Raw genomic sequence first — 15,753 nt, forward strand, 5'->3', positions numbered from 1 at the left:
CCCGTTCAGGAAAGCTGGATGAGGATGTCGTTGGCGGCCTCGGCGTCGCGCGCTTCGTAGGCCTTCACCAGTAGCCGTCCGGCCGCGGCGATGTCGTTGTAGAAACGAGGTGCCGAGGGTGCCGCTTCACGGATCGAAGTGTCCGCGTCGCGCGTGCGCGCGTTGAAAACGGCGCCGAGCAACTCGTGGCCGAACGTGCCGGGGGCGGCCAACGTGCTCTCGACACCGGTCCACGACGTCGAAAGGTGAACGCCCTCCGCGTCGATCACGGTCAGCTGCTGCGCGGTGTCGGCCGGGTACATGTCGACCACACCGTCGCCGTCCATGCTGACGCCGTCGTCCGCGCTCATCGCCCGCCTCCGGCGATCCGCCGGTCCAGTTCGTGCAGTACGGGTCCGAGGCGGAGATCGGCCTCCTCCGCGGTGACACCGGCGGGGAACAGATCCGAGATGACGCCGAAACCCTCTTCGTGGGCGAGTTCGGCCGCCCGGTGGACGGTTTCCGTGATGGCCTGAGCCAATCCCGTCGAATCGGGGGTGCGGAAGACCCTCGGGTCGAGGCGCAGCTCCACCAATTCGCCGTAGCCGCCGACGGTCGCGCTGATCAGCTCGTCGTCGGATTCGGCCGTCGCCCGGATCTCCGCCATCCGTCGTTGCTGTTCGCGGAGCGCCTTTTCCGTCCTCGCGTAGCCGGCTTTCCTGTCGGTGTGGTCGCCCACCGTGCCTCCTCGATTCGGTCCGGTACGAGTGTCGCCGGAACGACGGGGCCGCGAGGCGGTGTGACAGGTTGTGGCCACCGCGGTGAGACCCGGCGCCGTCTGCCCGACGATTGCCGGAATGAGACGACTTGCGGCACTCGCGGCGGCCGGTGCGCTGGCCGCGATTCATCTGGCCGGCGCGGCGGTTCCGGCGTCCGCGGCCCCTCCGGCGGGGGCGTGTCACGATCCCGAACCGGCCCGCGAACGGGTCCAGGTGCGCCCGTGGGCCCTGCAAACCCTGGACCCGCAACGGGTCTGGCCGCGCAGCCGGGGTGCGGGAGTGCTGGTCGCGGTGGTCGATTCGGGTGTCGACGCCGATCATCCCCAGCTGCGCGGACCGGGCAAAGTGCGCGCGGGCCGGGACTTCTACCTGCCCGGGGCGTTGCCGGGGAACTTCGACTGTGTCTCCCACGGCACCGGCGTGGCCGGCATCATCGCCGCCGATCCGTTGCCCGGTATCGGTTTTCACGGGCTGGCACCCGACGCGGAGATACTGCCGGTGCGGATCACCGACCGGGATATCAGCGACCGGGGCGAATCGCTGCGGATCAACCCGGACGCGGTGGCCGCCGGAATCCGGTACGCGGCCGATCAGGGCGCCCGGGTGATCAATCTGTCGCTGGCGGGTTTCAGCGATTTCCCCGTCATCCGGTCGGCCGTCGCCCACGCCGTGGCCAGGGACGCGGTCGTGGTGGCCGCGGCGGGCAATTCGCAGCAGAACGCGCCGGCCGGGCTGCCGTCCTATCCGGCCTCCTACGAGGGCGTGCTCGGCGTCGGCGCGGTGGACCGGGCGGGGGCGAGGATGGGCACTTCCCAGATCGGCCCGTACGTCGGCATCGTCGCGCCCGGCGCCGAAATCCTGACCACCGCCAGGGCGGACGGGCACACCCAGGTCGACGGCACCAGTTTCGCCGCGCCCTTCGTCGCCGCGACCGCGGCACTGGTGCGCTCGGCGTGGCCGCGGTTGTCCGCCGCGCAGGTGATCCAGCGGCTGAAGGCCACCGCCGACCCGGCGCGAGGCGGGCTCGGCAGCGACGCCTACGGTGCCGGGCTGGTCGATCCCTACCGCGCGGTGACCGACGGTCTCGATCCGGAGAAACCCGCGGCGATGCCCGCCTACCGGCCGTCGCCACCGGACCTCACGAAGCTGGAGAAGGCCGCGCGGGCCGAGGAAACCGGGACGACGGCGAAATGGCTGACCGCCGCCGCGGCCGTCGCGCTGGTGCTGGCCGGGCTGGCGGCGGCGATCATCCCGCGCGGGAACAAGCGGCGCTGGCGCGCGGGCAGAACGGCTTCGATACCCGCCGAGCCGCGAGTGCCGGAACCGCCCGAGCAGGTCTTCCTGATCCCTGAACGCTGACCGGGCGTGGGCCTCGGAGTCCGGTCAGCACCGGAGGCTCGCCGCGGCACGGCCTGATCGGCGCGAGCGGCGGCCGTTCGCTTTCTCCGCACGGACGCCATGTGTGTGTGGACGGACGACACGCGTGATTGGGGGCGCGACACGCGTGATTGGAGGCGGAACTCGTGTGATCGGGGCCGGGAGGGGGCCAGGTGGACCGAGTACAGGAAGGCCCCCTCCCTTGCGTCGGACGCTAGGGAGGGGGCCTTCCTGTACTCGGCGGAGACTCAGCCCATGCTTCCCAACCGGGCGATCGACTGGTCGCGTGCGTTCGTCAATGCGTGGACCCCGTTGGTCAGGGCGTTGCTGGTCTGGTCGTGGCCTTCCCATTGCTCGTTGGCGAGCCGCTGATTGCGGCGATCCGTCGCCACGATGGCGTCGCCGTACTGCCCCTGCGCGCCTTCGTCATTGAACCCCTGTGCACGGCGTTGCATGAGATCGGTGTTGTCGCGCGCGGCCGCGCCGGTCGCCTTGGTGGTCTGGGCCGTCTCGAGGGTCTCGCCCACGCGGACGGTGACCCTGTCGGTGTTGAAGGCCATTTTCCTACCTTCCGTAGTTGAATCCGGCCGATGCCTCCGCGTCGGCGGAGCCGTGCGCCTGCAGGCCGAAGTGGATACCGTCGGCGGTATCGGTGTAATCGGCGCCGACCTTGGTGACCTGCGTGCCGAGAACGCCGTACGCGTCGTTGGCGGCGATGTTCATCCGCCCGCTGTTCATCGCGAACATCGCCTCGGTGGTGCCGTTCAAGCGCTGCTGGCCGTCCTGGATCTGGCTGACCGAGTCGTTCATGAACGACACGTGGCGTTGGCCCGCCACCAGATCGAGGTCGACCTCTGGATTCGTCAAGGGGCTCTCCTTCCTTCGCCGGATCGACGATCACTGTCCTTCCTCAGCGAAGGTAGGCGGCCTGGCGCCCGAACCCGGGGGACAGGCATCTTCCTGCCATCGCCGCCGCGAAGACCGCGCGGTCCCGGACGATTCGGGTATGTCGACAGTCGTCGTGAAGAGGCCTGCCCGCCGGCCTGCTCCGGACATGCCCGCCGGAGAGCTGCTTCTGCAGCCACCGCCGGAGATCCCGCCGCCGCCGTCGAGGCAGTGGGCGCAGATCCTCATGGTGCTGCCGATGGTGGCCATGATGGCGGCGATGCTGCTGATGTACTCCGGTTCGATCGGCGGGTCCATGCGCTTCGTCGTCTACGGACTGATGGGTGTCGGCATGCTCGGCATGGTCGCCATGGGTTTCCTGCAGGGCGGCGGCCCGAGCAAACGGGAAATGGGTCACGCCAGGCGGAAGTACCTGCGGCACCTTTCACAGCACCGGTTGCGGTTGCGCCGCTCGGCCCGCAAACAGCGCGCGGCGATGGAGTACCTGCACCCGGATCCCGTCTCGCTGTGGTCGCTCGCCGTCAGCTACCGGCTGTGGGAGCGACGCAAGGACGACCCCGATTTCGCCGTCGCCCGGATCGCCCGCGGACGGCAACGACCGGCGCTCACCGTGGTCGCCCCGGACACGAAACCACTGGAGGAGCTCGAACCGCTGTCGGCTTTGGCGCTGCGCCGGTTCGTCACCACCTACGCCACCCTCGACCGGCTCCCGATCGCCATCGCGGTCAACGGTTTCAGCCGGATCCACACCTGCGGCGATCGTGACGCCGTACTGGGCATGCTGCGCGCGATGCTGGCCCAGCTGGCCGTCATGCAGTCCCCGGACGATCTGCGTGTCGCGGTCTGCGTCGGCGAAGACCGCCGCGCCGACTGGGAATGGGTCAAATGGCTTCCGCACGCCCTGCACCCGGAGCGCACCGACGCGCTCGGCCCGCTGCGCCTGGTCGCCGCGACCGTCCCCGCGTTGGAGTCGATGCTCGAAGAGGAACTGACCACGCGGCCGAGGTTCGACCCGGACGCGGGCACCCGGCTGCCCGGCCCGCATCTGGTCGTGGTGCTGGACGGCGGCGCGGTCGCCGGTTCCGATCACCTGATGACCGGTGGCGGTGTCGAAGGCGTGACCGTGGTGGACCTGAGCACCGCGCCGCCACGGTCCTTCGACCGGGCCACCGTGCTCCTCGACGTCGCCGCGGACGGCGACCTGATCAGCGAGACCGTCGACGGCGCGGTCTCCCTCGGCCGGGCCGATCTGCTCGGCGCGGTGGCCGCCGAAGGCCTCGCCAGGCAGCTCGCCCCGCTGCGGCTGACCGCGGGCCAGCGCGGGGAAGCGCCGATGACCAGCGAACTCGGCCTCGCCGAACTGCTGGAATTGGGCGACCCCTACGACTTCGACCCCGACGACACCTGGGTGCCCCGGCCGAACCGCGACCGGCTCCGGATCAAACTGGGGATCAGGGAGGACGGGAACCCGATCGAAATCGACCTCAAGGAATCCGCACAGGACGGAATGGGCCCGCACGGTCTGCTGATCGGCGCGACGGGCTCGGGGAAGTCGGAGCTGCTGCGCACGCTCGTGCTGGCGCTGGCGGTCACCCATCCGCCGAACTCGCTGAACTTCGCCTTGGTCGACTTCAAAGGCGGCGCCACCTTCAGCAGGCTGGACAATCTCCCGCACACCAGTGCCGTGATCACGAACCTGGCGGACGAACTGCACCTGGTCGACCGGATGACCGATGCGATCAACGGCGAGCTGATCCGCCGCCAGGAACTGCTTCGCGCGGCGGGGAACTTCTCTTCCTTGCGCGACTACGAGAAGGCGAGGGCCGCGGGCGCGCCCTTGCCGGAGGTCCCCACGCTGCTGGTGATCTGCGACGAGTTCTCCGAACTGCTCTCGGCCAAACCGGACTTCATCGACATGTTCGTCCAGATCGGCCGCGTCGGGCGGTCGCTCGGCGTGCATCTGCTGCTCGCCTCCCAGCGACTGGACGAAGGCCGGTTGCGCGGTCTCGAAGCGCACCTTTCCTATCGGATCGGGCTGCGTACGTTCTCCGAAATGGACAGTCGTGCGGTGCTCGGGGTGCCGGACGCGTTCAAACTGCCGAGGGCTCCCGGACACGGCTTCGTCAAGGTCGGCACCGAACCGATGGACCGCTTCCGGTCCGCTTACGTGTCCGGCGTGTACCAGCGCTCCACCGGGGTGCCCGCGCCCTCGATGGGTGCCGAGGCGTTGGCGCTGCACGAGTACACGACCGCTTATCTCGCCCCGGATCTCGACGAGGATCCGCGGGAGAAACCCGCCGTGGACGGCGATCAGGACCAGGCCGCCGGTGAGACCCTGCTGGAGATCCTGGTGGACCGGCTGGAAGGGCGGGGAACACCCGCGCACCAGGTGTGGCTGCCGCCGCTGGGCGAGTCGCCGACCCTCGACCAGTTGCTGCCGCCGCTGATCGGCCACGCGCGGCGCGGTATGACCCCGGATTCGGCCGAGCTCGCCGGTGCGCTGCGCCCGGTGCTCGGCATCGTGGACCGGCCGTACGAGCAGCGGCGCGACCCGCTGGTGCTGGATCTGTCCGGCGGTGCCGGGCATGTGCTGGTGCTCGGGGGACCCCGGTCGGGCAAGAGCACCACGCTGCGCACGATCGTCAGCAGTGTCGCGCTCACCCACACGCCACGGGAAACGACGTTCTACTGTCTCGATTTCGGCGGTGGCACACTCGCTTCGATCGCGGGCCTGCCCCATGTCGGCGGCGTCTCCGGCCGCCTCGACACGGGCGCGGTCCGGCGCACCATCGCCGAGGTGGCGACCCTGCTCGCGCAACGGGAACGGCTTTTCGCCCAGCACCAGATCGACGGGATGGCCACCTACCGCAAGCTCCGGGCCGAAGGCGGCTTCGCCGACGACCCCCACGGTGACGTGTTCCTCGTCATCGACGGCTGGCTGACGCTGCGCAACGATTTCATGGATCTCGAGGAGACGGTCAACGACATCATCGCGCGCGGCCTCGCCTTCGGGGTCCATGTCATCGCCGGTGCCACCCGCTCCTTCGATCTGCGGATGAACGTCAGGGATCTGTTCGTCAGCACGTTGGAGCTGAAGATCGGCGACCCGATCGATTCGGTGATCGACCGGCGGGCCGCGATGAGTGTGCCGCCCGATTCGCCGGGCAGGGGCGTCGCGATGAGCGGGCACCAGATGCTGGTCGCGCTGCCGAGGGTGGACGGGGTTTCCGGCACCGAGGATCTGACGGCCGGGGTGGCCGCCATGGTGGCCGCGGTCGAGAAGGCGTGGCCGGGGCCGTCCGCGCCCTCGGTCCGGCTGCTGCCTGCCGTCCTGCCCTATCTGGAACTCCCGGCCACCGACGAGCCGTCCGGACCGGACGCCGGGTTCGCCGTCGGCATCCACGAGCGCGACCTCAGTCCGTTGCGCCTCGATTTCGCCGACGATCCGCACTTCCTGGTGCTGGCGGACATCCGCAGCGGCAAGACCAACTTCCTCCGGGTGCTCGCCAGGCGGATCTGCCAGGCGTACACACCGGAAGAGGCGCAGATCGTCCTCATCGACCACCGCAGGGGACTGCTCGGCGAGGTCGACGGCGAGTACCTGATCGGCATGGGGGTCAACGACGCCCACAGCACCGAGTTGCTGGCACAGCTGGCCGAAAAGCTCACCGCGCGACTGCCGGGCCCGGACGTCACCACCGACCAGCTGCGGAACCGCAGCTGGTGGACGGGCCCCGAGATCTTCGTGCTGGTCGACGACTACGACATGGTGGCGACGCACAAGGACCACCCGCTCTTCGCGCTTTTCCCGTTGATCGCACAGGCCTCGGACATCGGCCTGCATGTCGTGCTCGCCCGCCGCAGCGGAGGTGCGGGTCTCGGCCTCGGTGAGCCGTTCCTCGCCAGGCTGCGGGACGTCGGCGCGTCCGGGCTCATGATGTCCGGCGACCGGGACGAAGGCCCGCTGCTCGGCGGAATGCGGCCTCAGGTGCTCCCGCCCGGCCGTGGCTGGCTGGTCGACCGGCGTGGCGGGAAGAGCCTGACCCAGGTCGCCTGGCTGCCGCCGAAGGAATGACCGGTGCCGCGTGGCCGCTTCCTGTCGCGGCCCGTTCGCCACGTCGCCGGCGTGGTTGCCTTCTCGAGACGTAACAGATTAAGGGGAGCAGGACATGGGATCCGGCGAAACCGTCGACGGCGACACCGTGGTGATGATCGAGGCCGCCCGGAGTTTCCACAGCATCGTGCAGGACGTCCCGAACTTGATGTCGCGTTCCGTCGACGCCGCCTGCGGCGGCGGCCTGCGGGAATGCGGCCCGCTCGTGCAGGCCGACGCCTACGCGACGAACCGGCTGCAGACCTTCGTCCAGAACGTCAGGTACGGCATCGCGGCCTATGGGAAGTTCGCCCAGAGCTCCGGAATCGCCTACCGCGACGCGGACGAAGCGGGCGCGGCGGACCTTCTCCGGCGCTGGCGCGACGATCGCGGGGCCGGCCTCCCGGACCTGACGAAGGCGCTCCCCGCAGGGGTGCCCGGCGCGTCACAACCGAAGTAGGGGGCCGGTATGGGCGGAACGCTCGGGGATCTCTTCGGGGACGTGGGCACCTACACCACGCTCGGACTCGACGAGCAGCACAAGAAGATCACGGCCGAAGTCCCGCATGTCAAAAGACTCCACGCGGCGGCCGACATGTGGGTCGAGGCGGCCACCTGGATAGCGGACAAGGCGGTCGCCTTCAACCAGCAGGTGGAGAACCTCGTCTCGAACTGGCCGGACCGCGCGGGGGACACCTTCCGCGCCATGGCGAAACGGGATATCGACACCCTGCGCTCCTGGGTACAGACACCGGACGCGCAGATCCCCGTGACGAACGGGATCGACCTCCTGCCACTGCCGTTGCCGAGCACGGTCCAGCCGCGACCCTCGCACGGCATCACGATGTCCAATGTGGCCAATCGGCTACGGGCGCTCGCCGACGACATCCAGCGGACGTTCGACTACGTGGACACCCTGCACCGCGACTATCACGCCTTGTTCGACAACAAGCCGGGCGTTCAGGCGGAGGACAGGAAGGCCGTCTGGGACGACTACCGCTTGAAGGCGGGCAGAGCGTTGGACAGTCTCGGGAGCCACTATCGCGATGTGTCGGAGAACGCGCTGCCCGACGCCAATGGACTGGCGTGGACCGGCCCGCGCAGCGACGTGGTCCCGACGGTGAAATCCGATTCACCGGCCGGCACCGAGGGAGGGACTCCCGCCACCGGAGGAGGCGCGGAGGCGCCGGCTCCCGGCGAGACCCGGCAGCCGAATCCCGGCGACACCCCGGAGACCCCCGAAGAGGAAAAGCCACTCACCCTCGCGGAACAGCTGGATCTCGCGTCGCAGGGGCTCGACGTCGCGGGCAAAGCGGTCGACCTGGCGGGGAAGGTCGCGGAGCAGCTGCTCGGCTCGGGTGGGACCGGCTCGGCAGGTGTGCCGGATCCGGCGGCCGTGCCGAATCCGCTTGACGGCTGGAAACCCGCCGATCTTCCGGCGCTGAGCGGCATTCCGGGTGCGGGCGATCCGCTCGGCCTGCCAGGGCTCGCCGGCCTCGGCAGCGGTGGTGGCGGGGTCGGCGGCGGTCTGGGGGCGGGCGGAATCGGCGCCGGCGGCGCGGGTTCGCCGGCTTCCGGCGCCGTTTCGCCCCCGGCCGGCGCGGCGGGTTTCGCCACCGGGCTGCCGGGGACGTCCGCCGGGACGGGCTCGGCGGGGATGGGCGGCAGTCCCGGGATGATGCCGATGTACCCGCAGAGCGGCGCGGGCCGGGCGGCGGGCGGTGGCGACATCAGGCCGGGAGCCGCCGAACACGTCAACGCGGTCCGTTCGCGCAAACCCGACGGCGAACCGGGCGTGGCACTGCGGGGCAGGGCGGGAACACCGCCCCGGCCGCCCGTCGCCCGGAAGCGCCCTGTCGTCGAGAACGACGTCGTGCACGTGCTCGACGAAGACCTGTGGCAAGTGAACCCGGCCACCGATCAACCGAAATACCGCACCGGATACTAGGAGGAGGGGCATATGTCCGACGTCGTCGACGGTAACCCCAGTTCGATGTTCGCGTACTCACAGCAACTCAAGGCACCCCCGATACCGGCCTCGGTGACCGCGGGGCTGGCCACGCCGCCGAATCTGTCGGGGATGGTCGAGAGCGCGCTGTTGTCGGTACTGGACGTGGCCGTCACCGCCGAGATCAACGCCTATCTGGGCTATGTCACCGCGGACATGGTCACCTACGGCGCGAAGGTCAAACAAGCGGCCGCGACCTACTCGCTCGCCGACATCACCAGCGCGCTCGATCTGGCCACTTCCGGCGTCAAGCTGGGGAACAAGGTGATCGGCGTGGCGAAACAGGTGACCGGGGCCGGGGGTTCGCAGTCCGGCACCACCGATTCCACCGGGGCCGCCGCGGGCGACGGCCCGGCGCAGACGACCTAAGGAGCCTCACTTGTTCCCGTATGGCGTACTTCCGATGGAAGTCATTGTCGGGTGTATCTCGCAGACACAGGCCTGTATCCCGGTCCTCACCGAGAAGTCGAGGATGTGGAAGGAGGCGCGCGCCTGGGTCGAAGAGGCCAAGGTGGAGTTGCAGACCCGTGCGAACGACCTGGCACCGGACTGGACCGACGACGCGGGCCGGGCGTTCGAAGAGAAGACCAAGCTGTCGCTGGCCGATCTGACGCTGTGGGGTCAGCGGATCGACGACTCCCAGGTGTCGGAGAAGCTGGCCGAGCTGGCGGCCAGCCTTCCGGGGACGGAAGCGATCGTGCTGGGCCTCGCCGCCGAGTACGAGGCCTTCATGCTCACACTCAACTTCCCGGCGGCGTTCGGGGCGCAGCAGCAGGCGGGCGCGGCCCTTTCCACCTTGGGCACCCGTTTCGACATGGCGATGCTCTCCATGTGCACCGCGGCCGGGATCGCGAATCCGGCCGACATCCTGCCCGGTTTCCCGCAGATCACCGGTTCCGCCGCGGACGCGGTGAAGACGGCCGACGCCGCGGTGAACCTGCTCACGGAGGTGCAGAGCCTGACCGAATCCCTCGGTGCCGGCTCCGGCGGAACCCTGCCGGACTCATCCGGCCTTCTCGACGGCTGGACCGGTTCGGCGGTGCCGTCCGCGTCGAATCCCGGTGGGGGCGGGCTGACCCTGGCGGGGCTGGCGCCGAACGCGTCGGCACCCGGTCCGCTCGTGGGCGCGCCGGGAGCGTTGTCCGGTGGCGGGATGCCGCCCTCCGGCTTGGCTTCGCCGCCGCCGATGCCCCTGGGGACACTCGGCGCCGCCGGTGGGCTCGGCGGGATCCCGGCGTCACGGGCGGGCGCGGGCAAACGCGTCAGCGGTCCGATGACGGAGATCCCGCCGGGTGGCACGATCGGTTCCTCGAAGACCGCTCCCGGCGGCGGGATGTTGCCGCCGGGGATGCCACAGCACGCCGCGGGGACGACCGGGACGGTGCGGCCGGGAGCGGCCGAGCATCCCCACGAACGCTCCGAGGAGCAGCGGCCGGCGCTCGGAACCGACGGGGTGGCGACGGCACTGCGCGGCAGGGCGGCCGACGCCGGGACCACCGTCCCCGGCCACCGGCGAGCCGCCGAGTCGGATACGGGATCGTTGCAGCTGCTGGAAGACGACACCTGGCAGTGAGCCGAGGGATTCCCCGCACCCTCCGCGATGGTTCCTTTCGCCACATGAGATGCGGCGAAAGGAGCCATCACCCCGCCACCGGCCCGCGACGAGCGGGTGAGGCGCGAGTCCATCCCGCGGGCCGGACCCGCCCCGGATGTGCCATGCTCGACAGCGCACGAGGCGGCGAAACCGAGAGGTGACGAGGGTGTCCATCTGGGCAGGCGTGATCAATTTCGTCCGGGCGCGGTACGAGGTGCTCGAAGAGCGGGACGGCTGGCTCCGGTTCCGCGTCGACACCGAGGACGGCCGCGGCCAGCAGGTGTCCTTGCACCACTTGCCCGACCACGACGGCGCGGAGTGGGTGGAGATCTCGTCTCCGGTCGGCTGGGCCGACAAGATCGATCTGCGGCGCCTGCTCGAACTGGCAGGCGGTGACTCGGTCGGCGGAGCGGCGGTGGTGGACGGTGTCGCGCTGCTCAAGCACACGGTCCCGCTGGTCGACCTCAATCTGGTCAACGAGTTCGAACATCCGCTGAAATCCCTCGTCACGCGTGCCGACACCCTCGAACACGAGCTGACCAAGGCCGACGAGTTCTGATTCCTTCCGCGACGAAAACAATGAAGGCCCCCTGCGCCACAGGGGGCCTTCACTCGTTTCAAGGGGTCAGAGGCGCTCCTGCAGCGCGTCCGCGGCGGCGAGGAGGTCCGCGGCCCAGCGCGCCCCCGGTTTACGCCCTATACGTTCGATGGGCCCGGAAACCGACACCGCGGCGACGACGGTGCCCGTCGAATCCCGTACCGGCGCCGAGACACTCGCCACACCCGGTTCCCGTTCGGCCACGCTCTGGGCCCAGCCGCGGCGGCGGACTTCGAGCAGGGTGCGCTCCCCGTACACCGCCTCGGTGAGGATCGTGCGCTGCGTGTGCGGATCCGACCACGCGGCGAGCACCTTCGCGCCGGAGCCCGCGGTCATCGGCAGCCGTGAGCCGATCGGCACCGTGTCACGCAGCCCGCTCGGCGGTTCCGCCGTCGAAACGCAGACGCGCTGCACGCCGTCGCGGCGGTACAGCTGAACGCTTTCGCCGGTGATGTCGCGCAGTTTCGGCAGCACCGAACTCGCCGCGTCGAGCAGCGGGTCGGTCGAACCGCCCGCCAATTCCGCGAGTGCGGTACCCGGCCGCCAGCGGCCGTCGGGGCCGCGGCGCAACAGGCGATGCACTTCGAGGCCGACCGCGAGCCGATGCGCCGTCGCACGCGGCAAACCGGTCCGCGTGCACAGTTCCGCCAGGCCACAAGGATCTTCGGCCACGGCCTGAAGCACGGCCACGGCCTTGTCGAGTACTCCGATACCGCTATGCTGTCCCACAAGCCGATACTATCTTCCCGAAGTTTGAGATGTCCAGATGGTGGGAAGTACCTATTCCATCGCATGTGAGGAGCCGGAAATGCCCCGGACACTGGCCGAGAAAGTGTGGGAGTCGCACCTGGTGCGGCGCGGCGAGGGGGCCGAGCCCGATCTGCTCTACATCGATCTCCACCTGCTGCACGAGGTCACCAGCCCGCAGGCGTTCGACGGACTCCGCCTGGCGGGCCGGAAACTGCGCCGCCCCGACCTCACCATCGCCACCGAGGACCACAACGTCCCGACGATCGACATCGAGCTGCCGATCGCGGATCCCGTTTCCCGTACCCAGGTCGACACCCTTCGCGCGAACTGCAAGGAGTTCGGCGTCCGGCTGCACCCGATGGGCGACGCCGAGCAGGGCATCGTGCACGTCATCGGCCCGCAGCTGGGCCTGACCCAGCCCGGGATGACCGTGGTGTGCGGCGACAGTCACACCTCGACGCACGGTGCCTTCGGCGCCATGGCCTTCGGCATCGGCACCTCCGAGGTCGAACACGTGATGGCCACGCAGACCCTGCCGCTCCGTCCATTCAAGACGATGGCGATCACGGTCGACGGCGCCCTGCGCCCCGGCGTCACGGCGAAGGACATCATCCTCGCGGTGATCGCGAAGATCGGCACCGGCGGCGGGCAGGGCTACGTCCTCGAGTACCGCGGCGAAGCCATCGAAAAGCTGTCGATGGAAGCCCGGATGACGGTGTGCAACATGTCCATCGAAGCCGGCGCGCGCGCCGGGCTCATCGCGCCGGACGAGACGACGTTCGAGTATCTGAAGGGCCGCCCGCACGCGCCGCAGGGCGCCGATTGGGACGCCGCCGTCGAGAACTGGCGCGAACTCCGCACGGACGACGACGCCGTTTTCGACGCCGAGGTGCGCCTGAACGCCGACGAGCTCACGCCTTTCGTGACCTGGGGCACCAACCCGGGCCAGGGGCTGCCGCTGGGCGCCGAGGTGCCCGACCCGGAGCGCATCGGCGACGAGAACGAGCGCATCGCCGCTGAAAAGGCCCTGTCCTATATGGACCTGAAGCCGGGCACGCCGCTGCGCGAGATCGCGGTGGACACCGTCTTCCTCGGCTCGTGCACGAACGGCCGGATCGAGGATCTGAGGGCGGCCGCGGAGGTCCTGCGCGGGCACAAGGTCGCCGATTCGGTGCGGATGCTCGTCGTCCCCGGCTCGATGCGCGTCCGCCAGGCGGCGGAAGCCGAAGGGCTGGACCGGGTCTTCACCGAAGCGGGCGCGGAATGGCGTCAGGCCGGCTGCTCGATGTGCCTCGGCATGAACCCGGACCAGCTCAAGCCGGGCGAGCGCAGCGCGTCGACCTCGAACCGCAACTTCGAAGGCAGGCAGGGCAAGGGCGGCCGGACGCATCTGGTCTCGCCGCTCGTGGCGGCCGCCACGGCCGTGCGGGGAACGCTGTCCAGCCCCGAAGACCTGCAGCCCGCCGTCGCCCGCTGACGGCACTGACATCGCTGACATCCGCGAAGGAGTTCCCAACATGGACGCGTTCACCCACCACACCGGCGTCGGGGTCCCGCTGCGCAGGTCCAACGTGGACACTGACCAGATCATCCCGGCGGTCTACCTCAAGCGCGTGAGCCGCACCGGCTTCGAGGACGGGCTCTTCGCCGCCTGGCGGTCCGACGAGTCGTTCATCCTCAACCAAGAGCCCTTCAAGAACGGGTCGGTCCTGGTCGCGGGCCCGGACTTCGGCACCGGTTCTTCCCGCGAGCACGCGGTCTGGGCCTTGATGGACTACGGCTTCCGGGTCGTCATCTCCTCCCGGTTCGCGGACATCTTCCGCGGCAACTCCGGCAAGCAGGGCCTTGTCGCCGCTCAGGTCGAGCAGGCGGACGTCGAACTGCTGTGGAAGCTGCTCGAAAACGAGCCCGGGACGGAGGTCACGGTGGACCTCGAGTCGAAGACGGTACGGGCCAAGGACTTCACCGCGCCCTTCCAGATCGACGACTACACCCGCTGGCGGCTCCTCGAAGGGCTCGACGACATCGCCCTGACACTCCGCCACGCGGATGAGATCGACACTTTCGAGACCCAGCGCCCCTCCTGGAAGCCGGTGACCCTCCCGGCGGCCTCCTCCTAGGGCCGGTCGAAGGGGGCGGATTCCCTTGCTGAGCAGGGAATCCGCACCCCGGCCGGGGGTCTTGGACACAGCCCCGAAACCACACCGAACGGCACCTCGAGAGGCCCCGAAGGGGTCCCTCGGGAGGCGGAACAGCCCCCGAGACAAGGGAAATTTCCGCGCGTCGTTTGGAATTTGTGCTGCATTGGTAATACCGTGTGCGCTAAGTCGGCCGACGGGGCCGTGTACAAGTAGTTCTTCTTGGAGGACTGGAATGGCCAACAAGGCCCAGCTGATCGAGGCGCTGTCGGAGCGCCTGGGCGACAAGAAGGTCGCGTCGGAGGCCGTCGATGGCCTTGTCGACATCATCATCCGGACGGTCAACAAGGGCGAGAAGGTGAACATCACCGGCTTCGGTGTGTTCGAGAAGCGCGCCCGCGCCGCCCGCACCGCGCGGAACCCGCGCACCGGTGAGACCGTTCGCGTCAAGAAGACCAACGTGCCCGCGTTCCGCGCCGGCACGACCTTCAAGGACGTCATCAGTGGTTCGAAGAAGCTGCCGAAGGCCACCGCTGTGAAGCGCGCGACCGCCGGCACCGCGACTCGTGCCACCGCCACCCGCGCGACGACGACCCGGACGGCCGCCAGCCGCCCGGCCGCGACGCGTTCCACCACCACGCGGACGCGCGCCGCCGCCACGACGACGCGTGCCGCCGCGAAGCCGGCCGCCAAGGCGACCGCGACCAAGGCCGCGGCCAAGACGACCGCCGCCAAGGCCGCGCCGAAGACCGCCGCCAAGGCGACGACTCGCGCCACCACGGCCAAGAAGGCGACCGCCACCAAGGCCGCCGCGAAGCCGGCCGCCAAGGCGACCGCTGCCAAGGCTCCCGCGAAGAAGGCTCCGGCCAAGCGGACTTCGGCTGCCGCGAAGAAGAAGTAAGCTCCCTCCTCAGGAGAGAGCCAACGGCAAGGCCCCGCGCACCGCGCGGGGCCTTGCCGCATTTTCGGGGCCCCTGGTTCGCTCTGACACGCTCGCGCGCGGTCTCCGGGGATCTTGTCCCGCCATGGATCCACGCCGCCTTGCGGGGCGAATGTGACGCGATTCTCGCCCGGCGCGGCGAAGTCAGCGGAAAAGAATCCGCTTCGCCCGGGCTTTCCCTGTCACCCCGATGGACGCGCCGTCCCGGTGGCTGGCTCCACAGTGGAGCGACGGCATCGACACAGCCGGAGTAGGCACGTCACCCACGTGGGGGAGCGGCTGCGGATTTCCTTGAGGGGCCAAGCCTGACGCGAGGGGTTGCGAAAGCCACTTTCGCAACCTTCAACGTTGCGAAAGTGGCTTTGGCAACGTGGGGAGCGGCGGGGGGCGGCGGCGGGCTCGGCCGACGCAGGGGGCGCCGCGACACCCCCGCGGCGCGCAGATACGCCCAGCCAGTCCTCAAATAGCCCTGTAGCGGGGGGTTGGCGACGTCCCCCCGGCGGGGCGGGGGGGGGAGGGCGAGACGACGCGTGGATGGGGGCGCGGGGGCGGGGCGCGGGGGGGGGGGACGGGCCGCGCACTAAAACGCGC

General features: G+C 69.8%; 15 protein-coding genes. 10 read left to right on the plus strand and 5 right to left on the minus strand.

Translation table 11 applies throughout. The features are described 5' to 3' along the window. Positions 1-5: 5 nt before the first annotated feature. Positions 6-350 (minus strand): hypothetical protein, encoded by a 345-nt coding sequence (locus tag ACFWIW_RS38860; RefSeq protein ID WP_378373065.1) that lies wholly within the window; start codon positions 348-350, stop codon positions 6-8. After that, positions 347-718 carry a YbaB/EbfC family nucleoid-associated protein gene (locus ACFWIW_RS38865; protein WP_378373066.1) on the minus strand — a complete coding sequence of 124 codons (372 nt, stop codon included), beginning with the start codon at positions 716-718 and terminating at the stop codon, positions 347-349. The genes ACFWIW_RS38860 and ACFWIW_RS38865 overlap by 4 nt, the downstream gene beginning before the upstream one ends. Positions 719-836: 118 nt before the next feature. Between ACFWIW_RS38865 and mycP the strand changes: the two genes are divergently transcribed. Beyond that, the gene (mycP, locus tag ACFWIW_RS38870) at positions 837-2,117 is read left to right on the plus strand and encodes a type VII secretion-associated serine protease mycosin (RefSeq protein WP_378373067.1); all 1,281 of its coding nucleotides are present in this window, start codon (positions 837-839) and stop codon (positions 2,115-2,117) included. A gap of 266 nt (positions 2,118-2,383) precedes the next feature. Here mycP and ACFWIW_RS38875 read toward each other — a convergent pair whose 3' ends face one another. Continuing rightward, positions 2,384-2,695, minus strand: a complete 312-nt coding sequence (locus ACFWIW_RS38875; protein WP_378373068.1) for a hypothetical protein — start codon at positions 2,693-2,695, stop codon at positions 2,384-2,386. A gap of 4 nt (positions 2,696-2,699) precedes the next feature. Continuing rightward, positions 2,700-3,002, minus strand: coding sequence for a hypothetical protein (locus ACFWIW_RS38880; protein ID WP_378373069.1), 303 nt, complete (start codon positions 3,000-3,002; stop codon positions 2,700-2,702). Between the two features lie 139 nt (positions 3,003-3,141). Here ACFWIW_RS38880 and eccCa point away from each other — a divergent pair, with 139 nt between their 5' ends. From eccCa to ACFWIW_RS38910, 6 genes are all read left to right on the plus strand, one after another. Next, positions 3,142-7,116, plus strand: a complete 3,975-nt coding sequence (gene eccCa / locus ACFWIW_RS38885) for a type VII secretion protein EccCa (protein WP_378373070.1) — start codon at positions 3,142-3,144, stop codon at positions 7,114-7,116. A 94-nt stretch (positions 7,117-7,210) separates the two neighbouring features. Next, complete coding sequence (locus tag ACFWIW_RS38890; protein ID WP_378373071.1) at positions 7,211-7,594, plus strand: hypothetical protein; 384 nt, start codon at positions 7,211-7,213, stop codon at positions 7,592-7,594. Positions 7,595-7,603: 9 nt separating this feature from the next. After that, entirely contained in the window at positions 7,604-9,082 is a 1,479-nt protein-coding gene (locus tag ACFWIW_RS38895; RefSeq protein WP_378373072.1) for a hypothetical protein, read from the plus strand. Between the two features lie 12 nt (positions 9,083-9,094). Beyond that, entirely contained in the window at positions 9,095-9,511 is a 417-nt protein-coding gene (locus tag ACFWIW_RS38900; protein WP_378373073.1) for a hypothetical protein, read from the plus strand. 103 nt (positions 9,512-9,614) lie between these two features. Then, positions 9,615-10,715 carry a hypothetical protein gene (locus ACFWIW_RS38905; protein WP_378373074.1) on the plus strand — a complete coding sequence of 367 codons (1,101 nt, stop codon included), beginning with the start codon at positions 9,615-9,617 and terminating at the stop codon, positions 10,713-10,715. A gap of 187 nt (positions 10,716-10,902) precedes the next feature. Continuing rightward, positions 10,903-11,295, plus strand: coding sequence for a hypothetical protein (locus ACFWIW_RS38910; protein ID WP_378373075.1), 393 nt, complete (start codon positions 10,903-10,905; stop codon positions 11,293-11,295). Between the two features lie 66 nt (positions 11,296-11,361). On the opposite strand, the gene ACFWIW_RS38915 is transcribed toward ACFWIW_RS38910, so the two are convergent. Next, positions 11,362-12,063, minus strand: a complete 702-nt coding sequence (locus ACFWIW_RS38915) for an IclR family transcriptional regulator (protein ID WP_007031477.1) — start codon at positions 12,061-12,063, stop codon at positions 11,362-11,364. A 79-nt stretch (positions 12,064-12,142) separates the two neighbouring features. Here ACFWIW_RS38915 and leuC point away from each other — a divergent pair, with 79 nt between their 5' ends. The 3 genes from leuC to ACFWIW_RS38930 all read left to right on the plus strand — a co-directional run bounded on the left by leuC (position 12,143) and on the right by ACFWIW_RS38930 (position 15,123). Further along, a complete protein-coding gene (gene leuC, locus ACFWIW_RS38920; protein ID WP_378373076.1) occupies positions 12,143-13,561 on the plus strand; it encodes a 3-isopropylmalate dehydratase large subunit in 1,419 nt (472 codons plus the stop codon). Positions 13,562-13,601: 40 nt separating this feature from the next. Next, positions 13,602-14,204, plus strand: coding sequence for a 3-isopropylmalate dehydratase small subunit (gene leuD, locus ACFWIW_RS38925; RefSeq protein ID WP_063273591.1), 603 nt, complete (start codon positions 13,602-13,604; stop codon positions 14,202-14,204). Between the two features lie 253 nt (positions 14,205-14,457). Then, positions 14,458-15,123 (plus strand): HU family DNA-binding protein, encoded by a 666-nt coding sequence (locus ACFWIW_RS38930; protein ID WP_125691922.1) that lies wholly within the window; start codon positions 14,458-14,460, stop codon positions 15,121-15,123. Positions 15,124-15,753: the final 630 nt, after the last annotated feature.

It is taken from the genome of Amycolatopsis sp. NPDC058340, assembly GCF_042723975.1.
Taxonomy (GTDB): Bacteria; Actinomycetota; Actinomycetes; order Mycobacteriales; family Pseudonocardiaceae; genus Amycolatopsis.

Bases quoted from the DNA above. Each gene is read 5' to 3' on its own strand.
- ACFWIW_RS38860 (WP_378373065.1), bottom strand. From the start codon at position 350: ATGAGCGCGGACGACGGCGTCAGCATGGACGGCGACGGTGTGGTCGAC.
- mycP (WP_378373067.1), top strand. From the start codon at position 837: ATGAGACGACTTGCGGCACTCGCGGCGGCCGGTGCGCTGGCCGCGATT.
- ACFWIW_RS38875 (WP_378373068.1), bottom strand. From the start codon at position 2,695: ATGGCCTTCAACACCGACAGGGTCACCGTCCGCGTGGGCGAGACCCTC.
- eccCa (WP_378373070.1), top strand. From the start codon at position 3,142: ATGTCGACAGTCGTCGTGAAGAGGCCTGCCCGCCGGCCTGCTCCGGAC.
- ACFWIW_RS38890 (WP_378373071.1), top strand. From the start codon at position 7,211: ATGGGATCCGGCGAAACCGTCGACGGCGACACCGTGGTGATGATCGAG.
- ACFWIW_RS38895 (WP_378373072.1), top strand. From the start codon at position 7,604: ATGGGCGGAACGCTCGGGGATCTCTTCGGGGACGTGGGCACCTACACC.
- ACFWIW_RS38900 (WP_378373073.1), top strand. From the start codon at position 9,095: ATGTCCGACGTCGTCGACGGTAACCCCAGTTCGATGTTCGCGTACTCA.
- ACFWIW_RS38905 (WP_378373074.1), top strand. From the start codon at position 9,615: ATGTGGAAGGAGGCGCGCGCCTGGGTCGAAGAGGCCAAGGTGGAGTTG.
- leuC (WP_378373076.1), top strand. From the start codon at position 12,143: ATGCCCCGGACACTGGCCGAGAAAGTGTGGGAGTCGCACCTGGTGCGG.
- leuD (WP_063273591.1), top strand. From the start codon at position 13,602: ATGGACGCGTTCACCCACCACACCGGCGTCGGGGTCCCGCTGCGCAGG.
- ACFWIW_RS38930 (WP_125691922.1), top strand. From the start codon at position 14,458: ATGGCCAACAAGGCCCAGCTGATCGAGGCGCTGTCGGAGCGCCTGGGC.